The organism is Endozoicomonas sp. NE40 (assembly GCF_040549045.1).
Lineage (GTDB): Bacteria > Pseudomonadota > Gammaproteobacteria > Pseudomonadales > Endozoicomonadaceae > Endozoicomonas_A > Endozoicomonas_A lisbonensis.
Map to the genome: position 1 here is coordinate 19,745 of NZ_JBEWTB010000003.1, position 14,826 is coordinate 34,570.

A 14,826-nucleotide genomic window follows, 5' to 3' on the forward strand; every position below is an offset into this window, starting at 1 on the left:
AAACCCCCGAGATTGCTCCCGGGGATTATTGCATTAAGCCGCTCTCAATTCTTCAATCAGCTGATCAATGTCGGCATCGGACTTGCCAACAACCCACCATTTACCAATCAGCTCAGGAGTAGGGTCTTGAATAAACTGAGCGCTCCATTTAGCTTTTGACTCTTTGTTATCCTTAAACAACTTGGCGGTTCTTCCGTCAAAACCGTCTTGTGACTCAAGGAAAATACTGCCAGCAGGTACAGAACCCTGTTGTTTTTTAGATTTCCATTCACCTTTACGCTTAAACTTTTTAACTTTGCTCCATGAAACAGGACTATCGACGACTCTGGCCGTGATCTTCATATCGGCCAGGCTGCCTATCTGGGCATCACTTAAAAAGCCAGCCTTGGCCGGTTTACGGGCGTCTGAATCGTCAGGCAGGTCAATAGCAGGCTCTTCAGAAGCGTTACCGTTGTAATGATAATAACTACCACTCACCTTCTCAAAGTCTGGATGCTCGTCCAGGGCTTCACGGATATCACTGCGGAATGATTCCAGCTGATGACTGTCCCGCAATTTATGACGAACATCTGTTGCCCTGATTGAATCGCCACGCTCTACCGCAAGAGCAACGGCAGTGGCTATAACCTGCTCTCTGGTCGCCTCCGGAAGCTCTTCGACCTTATCTACGATCATACCGTCACTGCCGATCATCATATCGTCAGACTGTTTCACAGCGGCGATGATGCGATCCTCACTAACCAGGTATTCATCTTCCAGGGCGATCAGGACTCGGGCCGGATAGGTCACTCCGTTTGAATCAGCCCTGTTTTGACGAATCAGCTCTAACAGTTTTTCGTCACTGACCTCGGTCTTAACGCCTATTTCGCTGATGTGCTTGCCAAACTGGACGGGCTTATTACGTTCGCTGAAACCGGTCTGGTACAGGATCATTGACGGGTCACTGTTAGCGTACTGCTTCGCCTCGTCTTCAGTCGCAAACGTCCGACTGGTGTAAGCGTGCGAGTTGGGCTTACGGTTTTTACCCAGGGTAATGTATTCGGCCTCGCTGAATTGACCGTCTCTCACCTGGTCCGTGTAAAGTGAGCGCAGAGCCCAAAGATTTTCGCCCCATTGCTCCGGTGATACAGCTCGCTTTAAATCCTCGACGTGTTGCGGGTTTTCTTCATCAAAAACAGGGAGCGATTCAACTTTTAACGCAGTCTGTCGCTTCCCCTCCAGAATAGCGGCGTTTTTGCGTTTCTTTTCCGCCTCGATGACTTCCATCTTTTTCCGATGCTCTGTCTTCAGGCTTTGATAGACCTCTCCTACCCATTTTTTAATCTGGATGATGTTATCACCCTGGTCTGTCGCTGATTTTTCCATGGGTGACAACAGAGTGTATTCATTGCTAAAGCCGAACCTCTTGCCGTCTACTGACTCCGGATCATTCCAGTCGATATCGGTATGCTCTGCCTTGTGGGCTTCCCAGGCTTTCATTGCAGCACTTTTTACGTCCAGTTCAACAGCCTGTTTGCCATAGCCTTGCACCTCTTCCTTGCCTGTAAAAAACAGCTTCAGAATTTTGTCTGAGTATCCATTGAGTCCATCACCTCGCATTTTTTCAATCAGGATATCGGCTACTTCTTTTTTCAGCTTTTCATCCTGCAAATCAGGCCATACCAGACGGTCAAAAGAGGCTAGTTCAGGGTTGCTCTCAATGAACAGCACACCCTTTTCGTCACGGTAAAGTGCCGGGTTAGCGTGATCATAAAACACCCCTTTATGACCATGAGCCAGAAACATTTCTCTGTCCATGGATGGCAGCTCGGTATACCGGATATCAGTACGCCCCTGCAACTGCTTGATTTTAACCTCATCAGCGGTGCAGTTGGTCAGGTTCATTCTGTCGTATGGATAGACCCCGAAAGGAATATGCCACAGCCCGTTGTCAATTTGAGTTCTGCCGCCTCGCTTCAGGTTTAGGTCGTCCTGAGCCCCATAAGCTGACCCGGCAATGGTCTGCAGCCTGATCTTACGACTGATATTGTCAATTTCAGATACCTGGAACAGGCTCCACTTGTATTCCCAGTACTGGCCTTTGGCAACAAATACCTGAGTGCCGGGAATGTTATATACCTGGTCCGGTGTGTTAATCAGAGCCTCATCAAAAGGCAGATTGCCCCGGCTCTTGATATTCATCAGGTTGGATTTTGCCTGCTTCAGTTTGCTGTTTAGCTTGCGCTGTCTGTCCTTGTCGGTGAGACGGGACAGGTGCTTTTTCAGCTGCTCTAACCGCTTGCGATCCCGAACCTCTACCTTTGGATTATCCGCATATTCAAGATGCCTGTAGCTGGCATCAAAGAACTTACCTCTGTTTAGCGCACTCTCCAGCTGTTCTGATTCACGTCTGACATTAGTGATTAGAGCATGGTCAGACATTTCCATCAGAGCGGCTTGCGTCTTAACCAGACCAGACAGTTCTGAGTAAGCACGGTCACGTTCCTGCTTTGCCCGTTGTGCCTGAGCCTTAGCGATACGTGCGGCACGTCTCTGGGCCACCAGCTCCGGATCATCTTCAAGCAGGTCATCGTATTCGTTGATATCTTCAGACTGGGCTTCAGCGTTACCCGCTTCTTTTTCGTCACCATTCATCAGGCGATCCAGCCAGTCCGCTTTACGCTGCAGGATATCTAAACGACGCTCGTCCATTGATTGACCGTACTGGCTGCGAGCCAGGTAATAATAAACAGCAACCTCTTCAGCGGTGTTGCCTTGTCTCACGGCTCGACCGTTGCGCTGCTCGACACTGGCGGGATTCCAGGGCAGAGACGTGTGGTGGATTGCGGTTGTTCCCATCTGCAAGTTAATGCCGACCTCGGCTTTTTTGTTGCAGATGATGACCCTTGTTTCACCCTGGTTAAACTTATTGACGGCATCTTGTAGCTGAGGTTCTTTAGCGGTATCAGTACCGTTGATAAAGCCAATCTGGTTAACCTCCAAACCGTCCGTATTGTGCGCCAGAAAACGAGCCAGGCGGTGATGCTGGTTAATCTCTTCCGTGAAAATGATCTGCTTGCCGTTGTCTGCCAGATGCTTTTTAACGTTGGCGGCCAGCTTGTTGTATTTCGGGTTGCCGGGGTGTGTAACCTGCCCGATATCCAAATCGGCACTGTCGCCAATAGCCTGCTCGATATGAGATTCATACTCTTGCTGAATCACCAGTTCGACCATTCCACCCAGATCATTCACTTTCGCTTTTTTCTTGATGGTTACTTTGACTTCCTTATTTTCAACGTCGTCAAAGCGTTTACCCGTTACCTCTTTGGGCAGAGCCTTAACCATGGCGGCAACGGCTTTTTTAGTGCCAGCCGGGAACCGGAAAGTGATCTGTTTATGGAACAAATCCATATCCGTCATCAGGCGCTCCATATCACGCATGATGCTGAATACCGGACGGCCTTTTTTACTATCCTCATCGTTGCTGAATACTGCTTCCCGGGCTTCTTCCCGCAACATTTCAAACTGAGCCTGCTCGTCGTTATTGAGCTCTACAAACTCTCTGGACTCAACCGCTTTAGGGGCTGATCGGTCTTGCTTAGCATTGCTAAACACGTCTTTGGCTGTTTTCTGGTTGACGTAGCGATAATAGATATCCCTCAATGCGCCCAGGTTGGAAAAGCCCACCAGTGCCTCGACCGATTCTATCTTGCCCTTGATGTTTTCCCTGTCACGGCTTTCGGTCTTGCCGAACATTTGAATAAAGTCATCGGGGTTTGCGATACCCATGCGCTCGAATACTTCGATATCACTGACCAGAGACAGAGCGTTATAGACTTCCAGTGGCGAGTTAGTAATTGGTGTGGCTGACAACATAACCGCACCACGGCCGTTATTCTTGCCCTTCAGGTGTGCCATTTTAACCGCCATATCGGTCGCACGGTTGGACACTGACGGGTTGGACAGGTAGGCAATACGACCACTGGCACGACCGCCGTTGTATACGTTTTTGAATTCATGCGCTTCGTCAACGATTACGCTGTCAAAGCCCATATCCTCGTAATACGGCAATGCGCTATCTTTGCCCGTCCCTTCATCCCGGTATTTCTGGTTCAGGCGGGCTCTTTTTGCTGCTTCACGCCAGCCGGAACCGGAGGACTCAGATGTGGTGACTGAAGCCTCGTTTTTGAAGTTCTTGCTGGAAAGATACTTTTCAGCATTCTTTTCTTTGATCAGGTTTTTCGATACCCAGTCACCAGCATACTGCTCTACGGTATCCACTTTGACAGGGATTCGACCAAACAGCGGTGATGTCATGATGACAGACTTGATAGCGCTGGATGACGGGATAGACCACAGCTTTTGCTGAATGACTTCAGGGCCGTCTTTTTTCAGCTTGTCCCGGTACATCAGTTCGCCGGTAATCTTGTTTTTCTTATGCTCCCCGTTTTCAATGACCGGCTCCTGGACCGGCTGGCCATCTTCGCCCAGTTCAGGAGAGACGCCGACAATCAGCACGCCGTCCATGGACTTATACAGGGCTCTGGCTTCGTGATACCAGTTGGTCAGAACCGATTTAGGTACAACAGTACAGGTACGATTAGCCCGTCCCATTTGCTGATTATATTGAGCCAGTGCTAAGGCTGTGAATGTCTTACCTAAGCCGACACCGTGCGCCAGTATTCCCCTACCCTCTTCAGACAGTTGTCGTACTGCCTGGCACTGGTAATCATGGAGCTTAACACCATCGGTTAGCCCTTCAATTTCCAGGTTATCGCTGGAGTATTGTTTCTGGATTTCAGAATGATACAGCCGGTTATACTGCTCTTCGACTTCTTCCGAGTCAGGGTGTTGCTGTAACCATAGCGCAAACTGTTCATTCAGGCTTGCCAGGTTGGCCCGGTGTTCTGCTACCTTGCCCCGGATGGGTTCGCCGTTAAGGTAGTTCATGATCTGGTTAGGGAAACCGGTTTTCTTCAGACCGGAAAACCTGCCGCCCATACGACTGGTGTCATCGATTTCTGTCTGACCGGTTACATTGCCGTTTTCGTCGAACTGATCTTCAGTAATCGTGTATTTGAGATCGTCATAACCCAGCTCTTCCAGGAATTCGATAACGTACTGTTTATCAACCCAGTTATCAGCGATGGTAATGCGCAGGTCACTCAGCTTTTCATATTCCCGCAGGCTTTTCAGCTGTTCGATTTGATCCAGTAATTTCTTCTGCAGTCGTGGATCGTCACTACTGGCCGCCGCCAAGTTAAGCTGGTCAATCTTTTCGTATACATTGCCAGCCAGGTAATGAGCGTCGGGCAGTACCAGCCCTTCAGGAGTGATCGATATGCCTTCAAACTCAGCCACATCACCGATGGACTTCAGTGTTTTGTTGCCCTCATAGAGTTCTGCAATTTTTTCGACAGTCACCGGACGTTCACCGGCAATACTAAACAGATACTCAGCAATACTCTGGACGTTGGTAGCGTTGAAGCCTGCCGCTGAATCCAGTGTCATTTCACCAGAAAGGAAGTCATTAAACTCGCCTGCCGGGGTTTTAGCGTTGGCAAACTCGTTGAAGTAATGGGAACCCTGACCTCTGATTTTGATCTTGCGGTGCTTGCGGGGATCACCGTATTTGCTGTGCAGCCGCTCTACCAGTTGGCGGGATTCTGCCAGCTCTGCCGATACGTCCTGACCACTGTTGTTGCGTTCACGAATATCTGCAATTTGTTGACCTACCAGTACACCACGCAGGGCAAGACTGCGCTCTGACTCGGGCTGTAATGAGGCAAAATAGATGGCGTCTTTCTGGTTATCCGATAACAGTCGTGGGTATTTGCTTTTAATGGCGCCCAGCTGGTCATAACTCAGCTCAAGAGTGGCTTGCAGGTTGGACAAATTACTGCGAATACCTTCAATGGAGTCGGCGCCGTACTCGTCGGCACTGATGCCACCGGCGGTTTCGGTTTTGATGTCCACCAGCTCCCATTCACCGTCTTTCAGCTCATATTCACGGTCGCTGATAAAACGACGGTCGCCATCCTGGTAGAGCTTTGGTGATGGTTCAGCGGCTTCCAGAGAGGCCCAGTCAATGCGGGAATCAAATCGTTGCGCCAGAGTTTTACGCAGGCTTTTCAGCAGTGCCGGACGGTTGTCACGGCCTTTCAGCTCATTACCGGCCTTAACCGCAATACGACCGCCCCAGCCGCCGCCTTCAGCCCCGGCAATCCAGCGACTTCCGCTACCCTCAAACCACTTACCACGGATGAATTTTTCATACAGGACGTTGGTTTCTTTCAGGGTATCTTCAGACAGGTCATTGATCTTGTTAAACAGCTCTTCAGGGTGCTTTTGCAGCAGGATGACATCAGTCACAGTGCTTGTACCCTGGGCGTTTTTATCCCCGAATGTTTCTTCAGGCAGACGAACACCGCCCAGAAATTCAGCCTTATAGCTAATGGCCCGGCGAAACTTAATAAAACTGCCTTCGCCGGAAATAACCCGGTGCGGTACGATCAGGGCTATCAAGCCGCCGTGTTTAACCTTGTCTATTGCCCTATGGATAAAATAGCGCTCAATGTACTGCTCATTACGGTATGCCGGGTCATTGTCCAGATGCGCCGTTGTTCGACCTTTGCCAAATGGCACGTTACCGATAACACTGTCGTAGGTGTTGTCTTCTGTACGGGTGCAGACCTCTTCAAACGCAGCGTTAATATTATCCTCGTCAGGATGCAGCAAGGCATTTACGCCGGATGATGTGGGATCAAGCTCTACGGCAGTCATGATCGTGCCTGGTCGTTTAGTGGCACTGAATACACCACTACCCGCCGATGGCTCCAGCATATTGCCGTTAGCAAAGCCGTTTTCTTCCAGCATATCCCACAGACCCTCGGCTATCGGGGTGGGCGTGTAATACTCGCTTTGCTGGCCGTCAATTTCACCATCCAGACCGCCACGACCGGAGTACTGCACCAGTATTTCACGTTGTTCGTCGCTCAGTTCAGCGGGATCATTAACCGAATTAACAATGTCACGGGCCTTGTCGTTGAGGGTTTTACGGTTTTTCTGACCAAATGCCTTCAGACCGAATTCAGGGTTCTGGAACCCATCGTTCAGACGTTTTTTACTGGAACCGTCGTCTTTTGCCGCTTCAGCGGCATTCAGAGCCTCCCAGAACACCGTTTTAAGCTCTGCCATACTTGTGACCGCTTTTAGCCGATCACGCAATGACGGGGTGCTGGCGTCGTCTAAAACGATATCCTGAGTGTTGTTTGTTTTTGGACGCAGCTCATTTTTATAGTTTCCCGGTGTGCCTGCCAGAATCTCCAGGCTAAAGGCATCGGTCGTGGTAAACGTGTAATGGACTGACTGAGGTGCAATTCTGTCCGGATTTGTCGCCAATACGCCAAATGGGGTGTAGCCATTGCTTTGAATGTAATTCTTTACAGCTCTGACACTGGAAGGATCACCGTTGTAATCAGCTTTTGCGGCTTCGTGCCAGCTGGACGGTATCGTGACCTCAACGGGTGTTCCGTTGGGTGCGGATATGGAAAAGCGGAACATAACTCACCTGATTGTGAACGAATCGGTGATTGTTCCGCCCTTGCGGGTGAAAAGCGGTTAAAAACTTTTTTAACCGGACAACAGCCCTGCCTGATACCACTCCGGCAGTGAGCCCTTAGCAATAACAGCCGGGTCTTTACCCATGTTATTCAGCAATACTGACTGCCTGGCTTCCTCTTCTGTCAGATGCCGCCCCGTTGGGCCACGGTCAATATATTCGCCGTTTTCATGGTCAATCAGCCGCCCTATGCGCTTGCGCTCTTTGTTGAACTTGACCATGGCATAGCCGAATTCTTTACGGCCTTCGATGTAAGTAAAATACTGCCAGTACTTGCCGCCATTGATATCGACGGGAACCCTCTCTTCCTGCCATTTGACGGTTTTAGCCAGCTCATTCAGTTCGCTGTAGAACGCCTGACGTTTGCTGTACTCCCTGTTTTCACGCTCCAGACGGGCCTTGTCTTCATCGGTGACGCCCAGAATGACGCCAGTCACAAGGGCAACAAATTGTGGATCGCTGACAGCCAGCTTTGCCAGGTCTTCAGGGTTGGCAAAGTACTGTAAACCCATGCTCAGCACTTCACTGGCCTGGTGCTTATAGACTTTCCCTACATACGGGTGGATGTAATGGTCTGGCAGTGCCACTTCATCGGTATCGTAAAAGCCGCTACCGGTTAACTCCCGCAAAGATACAGGCTTGGGACTTTCTGCCTTTGTATCCCTGTAGTGATGTGATGCTCGCAGAATGGCATCGTTGCCCCGCTCAATAATATGGCCCACCTCATGAAACAGAATTTCTTTGTTGAATGCAGTACCGGGGAATACCGTGTAATGACGGGCATAGCTTCGGGCTTTGCCTTCAGTATCCATATTGAACAATGGCACACGTCCCTGCATGAGCTTATAGAGCTCAGCCAGGTCTTTACGCACCTCAGCCACCGGATAACCGGCACGCTTCAGCTTACCCACCACGGAAGAGCTGAATTTAATCTTGCGAACAAATTCCTTAGCTTCTTTGTCTGTAACGGGAGACTGGTCGTGTATTTGATCAATCAGCTCTTTTGCTTTAGATACCGTATAACCTCCGGCAAAGCCAATAGTATTATCACCAGCCAACGCATCAGACTGCGCAGCCTCAGCCAGCTCTGCCAGCGGCTTAGAGACAGGCTTAACGCTGTTTAAAAAACGGGTGTAACAGCTTCTTGAAACGTCGCAGGTTTGACCTACCTGATATTCGTAAAGCTCTTTAGTGAGGGACTTGTACCGTTCTGCCGATGCGCCTGACAATCGTTCAATCAGATCATGCTCAGGCATTTCCGGGTACATGGTTTTCAGCTTTTCAACCAGTGAGGTAAATTCACCTGCAGCGGTAATGCGCTCAAAGGGTTTTGCGTTGGAGTCCATGATTTTAAATAAGTCTCTTCCCCTGCCGTAAGTTTCGCCAGCGGGATCATCCAGCAACCGCCAAAACACAGCTTTCAGCTCATCCAGTGATTTCACACCTTTGAGCTGAGTCTTTGCTTTGGTTGCCCGGTCCAGGATAAAACCACTGGCAGCAGGGTCAACTACTGCCAGATCGGTCACTTAACTAATCCCCCTGTTGAGCAGGTATCCGGATACGGCGTCAATACCTTCCGACAGGGTAGCGATACCCCCGTCCACCAGCTCCGTCACCTTGTTAATGAAAGGCGCAGGGCTCAGGGGATACCAGTCATCTGACTTCAATTTTTCCAAGTCAGTTTTTTCCGTTACTTCGGTTTTTGTCTCTGGCTCCGGTTCAGGTTTGGGCTTACTGCCGACTCCCAGCAAAGTCCGTATTTCAGCCAGGCGCTTAACGGCATTGATTTTGGCAATGGGGTTGGTGCTGGATTTAACCTGCTTCCGTAGTTTGGCTGATTCAGTCACCAGCTTGATTTTCTCAAGGGCTGAAACACTCATCAGACTGCACCCTCCGCCGCTTCAAGCTCCATGATTTTCGCAACAGCCTGGTCAATCAGGTCACTGTATTGTTCTGCCGTGCCGTTGGCTTCAAGCTCTTCGCCTAACTGGGTCAGGGCGTTGGCGCTTTCCATAAAGTCGCCGGTTTCGCCTGCAATGATCTGGTTCAGGATGGATTCTGGATTGTTACTGCTATCAACTTCAGCCTTTACCGAATTACTATCAGGCTTTGTGTCTGATTCAGACAACAAATCAGATTCATTACTTTCCATCATTGCAATCAACTTTTTATGCTGCTTGTCAGCTACCCGGCTAATCGCATCGTGCTCTAAGCGTTTAAACTCAGCATACCGCTTAGTCCCGCCAGCACTACCTCCATCAGCCATATACTCCAGGCTACCGCTTTTTGTGCCTTCTTCCGTTTCAATAACACTCAATCGCCAGGCATCAATAGTTTCCGGCAGATCAAAAGCCTGCTGATCACGCTTTGAAACTTTGGTTTTTTCAGAAATGATTTCCGACTTAAGGAGGCTCTCCCCTTCATCCAGAGGAACCGGGTTTTTCGCCTGATAATTCACTAACATTCGGTCATGCAAAATTACGTCAAACTCTTCACCCTGAAACTCTTCCTGTTCAGTTTTTGGCTTTGCTTCAGGCTGCTTTCGCTCACTGTTTCTATGGTCAATCAACAGTTTTCGTAAGTCTTCGACAGAGCCGTGGTCATGCCATATTTTTCTCAGAGCAATACCCTGTCTGTTTCTTTTATGACCGAGTGACCTGGACGGTAAAACCTTTAGATATTCCTCTAATGCAGGCTCGTAGGTGTCCCCATCGCCCTGGACGACACTGCGCAACAGCACTTTACTCTTATCGTCTTCCGGTGAGAGCGCATAAGCCATTATCCGGCTTGTTACGTCATAAATTTCATCTTCTGTGGGGTTGTTGCTGTGTTTTTCTGATTCACGGCGCTCGGACTGAATATTGTGGTCAATCTTTGCGAAATAGTAATAGTTTTTCTCTTTGCCGTAGTCGGCGTAAGGATCACCCCAGCTATCGTTATACTGGTTGCCAATGGCTTCCAGCCGGGACAGTAATGCGGTTGCTTCCCTGTGATAAGAATTTGTGCCTCCCCTGAAAACGTCGCCATCCGGGTCTGCCAGATAGTCAGGATTCCAGAGCGGGATTGACTCAGGCAGGTTGGTGACTGTCAGGTTTATAGATTTGCTTCTGCCGGGTTCTGTTCTAACGCTGACTTTCAATCCACTGGGCAACTTACCGCTTTCGGTATCGTCTTTGACCTGTTTACGAATCAGGGCTGCAATGTCTTTCCTTTCCAAGCCTTTCGCTTTATCCAGGTTTTCACCGAATTCAGGCAGGTCACTGGTGTCGGTAGCGGTTTTGAAGCGGGAAACAAAGTCACGGATATCCGTACCTACCTGGTCCAGCACAGACTTGGCTGAATCCATAATCAGGCCATCAACAACCGGATAATCTTTTTCAAACTGACTGTCTTTGTAGTCAAACGTCATATCATGGGTGTTATCACCATGATACGTCGCCTTCAGGATGAAACGTGTGCCGTCTTCACTCATTTCAGGTTGCTGGACATAGACCTTACCTGCACCAGTGCGGATAACGACACTGCGACCAGCCTCGCCGGGCCTGGCTTTATAGTGGGTTTGCAGGTGGGCAAAGATGCGCTTCCCGATCTTTACTTCAGGACGGGCGTCATTTTCAGCCTGACGGCGTTTTAGTGCTTCTTCTTCGACCCTTGCATACAGGTGATAGCCAAAGTTGCCGTCATAACCCTGTTCTTTTGACCACTTAACGATATCCTCGATGTAGTTGGAATTGCGGTACAAGTCCACCAGCTCATCAGTGATTTCAATATCGTTGACGCCTTCGGCTTCAGCTTTACGCTTGCCCAGCTCCCGCAGTTCTGCCCGAATGTTTTCATGGGAGTACTGTTTTTTCAGGTCGATATCTTCCTCAAGCTGAGCCATACGGGCATTCAGGTATTCAAGGCTTCCATCGTCTGTTAACTTCGGGCGACGTTTGATTTGAACACCGTGGCGCTCTTCAAACTTGTCAAACTTCAGGATTTCACCGTTATAACCGGTTACTCGTTGTGTGTCATGATCAACTTCGTGGATGGTGACAGTCTGACCGTTGATGTCCATATCACCGACTCTCAGAGTGACTTCGGCCGGCAGTGATCCGGTGATTACCAGGTCAGACAGTCGTGAGACAATTTCATCAGGATTGGAAGAGCTAAAGCTCTCAATGTAGCCAGCTCCGTCATATATCCCTTTAGCCTGGATAAGGCCGGTGTTGTCTACAATGATGTCACCAAAGCACTGCCCTTTCTTACCCCTTCGGGTCTGACTGGTTATGCTCAGCTCGTTGCCATTCTGGTCAACGTCCCAGCCGGAGCGGCTAAGACTGGATGCCAGGTCGGTCGCAATCTGGATAGGGTTGATGATTCGGTTGTCAGACGCAGAGCCACCGGCAATTTCCAACAGCTCTTCCAGCTCATCAAACATTACCACGCTGAAGAATGCCCTGGTTTGTGCCAGCTTTTCAGCCACGTCATCCGGAAAACCACCAGCCACAAACAAAGCCTTTACCTCATCCTGAAAGATGGTCGGCCACATGGAGGTATTACCGGCTTCCCTCATGCGGTCAAGCATACCGTCGATGACGTTAGCAATTTCTTTTGCAATGGGAGTAAAGAACTTAACCGGGTCGTCCATGAAACGATCAAACCGCTCGTACAGCTCGTTATCCGGGCGGCCCCCTTCAGGTGGCAAGACTTCTTGATGGTTTAGAACCTTGGCAAGAATCTGATCACCCTGGGTATATACGTCAACGTCTTTATACATTGGCGCCATTTCGCCCAGACGTTTAAGGTGTGAAACCCGAATCGGCTCCTTGGCTTTTGCCATATCACGGATCGCTGTCAGCGCTGATACAGCCTGGTCGCCGCTGAAAGTACGCTGACTGATGCTATTTGCCCACTTGATCAGCTCGTTACGCAGCCAGTACAAAGACTTGCTAGTACCCTTCACGTTCTGACCCATAAGACCGGCCAGCTTAGCCATACGAATCAGCTCTTCACGGTCAGGGCCTTCATCCTCAAGGTGTCCGGGGTTTTTACCCTTCAGGCTGTTATACAGGCTGTAGGTGTTGCGTAGGCGCTGATCGGTATCAGCCGCTTTCTCACCCTTCCGTTTCTGGGATACGCCAAGAACCTTGGCATACAGCCTGCGCTCTTTTGCCGTGATCTTGTCGGAATTCTCCAGTTTTGCCAGCTGGCTCTTAACGCCATCTACGTCAGCCATTGGCATTGGCGTATCGTCTTCTACCTCTTCCTCGATGCCTTTTTTCCATTCGATCAGGGCAGCACGTTTCTGTTCCAGACTGACCGCTCTGGCAAAGTGGCGGCGCTCTGTGTCCGGCAGCTCGCTTCGGGACGGCGTTAGCCAGGGCTCAATATTGCGGGATAGCCAGCCATTAACAGTGATTTCACGGCCGGCACTGGAAATTACGTCTTCTTTGACGCCAACCAGTTTGCTTAATGCCGGAACCGTTAACGAATTCAGGTCAGAAACCAGCTGTGATTTAGCGGCAGTGTACTCATCCAGAGTAGCCAGGTACTCGTCAGGAGTGGTGTTTTCCAGGCTTTGCCCTTTGGCTCGGGCCGACCACTTTTCCATCTCTGCTTTCAGTTCAGCAACATTGTTGTTAGCGGCTGACTTTGATTGCTCAATCTGTGCGAGCAGGTCTGCATTGCGACCGTTCCACTCTTCCAGCTCAACGGTTAGCTGAGTCTTTTTACCTTGTTTTTTTTCTGTCAGGGTGTCCAGTTCGCCCACTTCATCAGTCAGCACATTGATACGGCTATCCAGCACTTCCACCAGCCTTTCACTGGCTTCCAGGTTGTCTTTCTGCTCCTGACGCTCTTTGTTTCTGGCCTGGAACCGTTCGCTATTTTTAGTCACCAGCTGAGTCACACGACGGGCAACCGTCTGCAGTGGAATATCCTGCATGATGCCCTGTTGGGTCATTTCCGGGGCGACGATGTGGGTGATATCTCTTTTGTTTAACAGCCAGCGATATGCAATCAGAAAATCATTCGGACGGATTCGACCATCGGCGTCAGGGGCATGAAAAACGACACTCACCACCTGACCATCGTTAAACGGGAATTGTACCGTTACCTGGGCAAAGCCCCCTGACCGGCGAGGATCACCAATAACAGGCTCGTCTGTGATCTGGTTATCGTTGGGTAATGCTCGGTTGAATGCCCTTGCAAGAGCCGCCATCTTACGGGGGAACCTGTTACCGTATTTGGCGGTCACTGCGTCCATGATCATTTCATCCGTGATCAGTACGCCAGGGTTATAAGCGGCGTCCAGCACATCAACAGGAGCGGTTTCAGTTAAAAGGTCAGGATCGCCATCATTGACCATCGTGTAAAATGCGTCACGTAATTCAGACTCAGAAAAACCGGCTTCTCCCAGCACGATTTCATGAGTGAGACGGATTCCATTCATTAAGCAGGCCTTATCTCATCAAAAAAATGGGTAGGCGGCATAATTTCAGCCGGACTACCCATTTGACGATTAAAATAAGTTTTTGCAGGGAACGGGCAAGAATATCAGCTCGCCCAGTCCTCAACCTTTAAAGCAAATGTGAGCTTGTGGAACGCCTGGTCATTGGTGACAAGAACAGTTCCAGAAGAGTGACTGTGTGCGGCAATTAGCATATCCATGCAGCCGAGCGACTTCCCCTTTGACTCAATCAGGGTGCGAAATTCGGCGTAGCCTTTCGCTTCGTCAAAAGCCCACGGCAGCACTTCTATTCGTGAGAGAAAATTTTCAACCAGGAACGGCAGCTTTGATTCTTTTGGTAGCTTTGCAGCCCCTTTGAGCAATTCAGCAGCCGTGATTGAAGAGACACAAACCGAACCGGCCGGAGCATCCTTCAGCCGCTCCCTGACTGATTCGACATTCCCTTTGATGATGTAACTGGCTGTATTGGTATCAAGCATATATCGCTTCAAAACAACTCCCTCGGTTGCTCAATATCATTATCCCTTTCAACCATAAACTCATCAGGCACTCCCGCTTTATCAGCAAGAGCAAAAAAGTCATCCCAGTGCCCGGCTTTTGCCGATATGATGACCTCGCCTGTCTCCTCATCACGCCTTATATAAACTTCGTCCCCTTCAAAGCGGAACTCTGCAGGTAGTCTGACGGCCTGGGATCGACCATTCTTGAAGAGCTTTGCTGTTTGCCGCATTTTGATAACCTCCATTTGCCTTACCCTCTGATATATACCGTA

6 protein-coding genes are annotated in these 14,826 nt (G+C 49.7%); all 6 read right to left on the minus strand.

Annotated features, from left to right (window positions below; all coding sequences use genetic code 11):
* Positions 1–33: 33 nt before the first annotated feature.
* Entirely contained in the window at positions 34–7,542 is a 7,509-nt protein-coding gene (locus V5J35_RS23890) for a helicase-related protein (RefSeq protein WP_354011469.1), read from the minus strand.
* Positions 7,543–7,611: 69 nt separating this feature from the next.
* Complete coding sequence (locus tag V5J35_RS23895) at positions 7,612–9,126, minus strand: hypothetical protein (RefSeq protein WP_354011468.1); 1,515 nt, start codon at positions 9,124–9,126, stop codon at positions 7,612–7,614.
* Positions 9,127–9,480 carry a hypothetical protein gene (locus V5J35_RS23900; protein ID WP_354011467.1) on the minus strand — a complete coding sequence of 118 codons (354 nt, stop codon included), beginning with the start codon at positions 9,478–9,480 and terminating at the stop codon, positions 9,127–9,129.
* Positions 9,480–14,036, minus strand: a complete 4,557-nt coding sequence (locus V5J35_RS23905; RefSeq protein ID WP_354011466.1) for a defense against restriction DarA-related protein — start codon at positions 14,034–14,036, stop codon at positions 9,480–9,482. The genes V5J35_RS23900 and V5J35_RS23905 overlap by 1 nt, the downstream gene beginning before the upstream one ends.
* Before the next feature lie 104 nt (positions 14,037–14,140).
* Complete coding sequence (locus V5J35_RS23910) at positions 14,141–14,533, minus strand: type II toxin-antitoxin system VapC family toxin (RefSeq protein WP_354011465.1); 393 nt, start codon at positions 14,531–14,533, stop codon at positions 14,141–14,143.
* An 8-nt stretch (positions 14,534–14,541) separates the two neighbouring features.
* The gene (locus V5J35_RS23915; RefSeq protein ID WP_354011464.1) at positions 14,542–14,799 is read right to left on the minus strand and encodes an antitoxin; all 258 of its coding nucleotides are present in this window, start codon (positions 14,797–14,799) and stop codon (positions 14,542–14,544) included.
* Between the last annotated feature and the right edge of the window lie 27 nt (positions 14,800–14,826).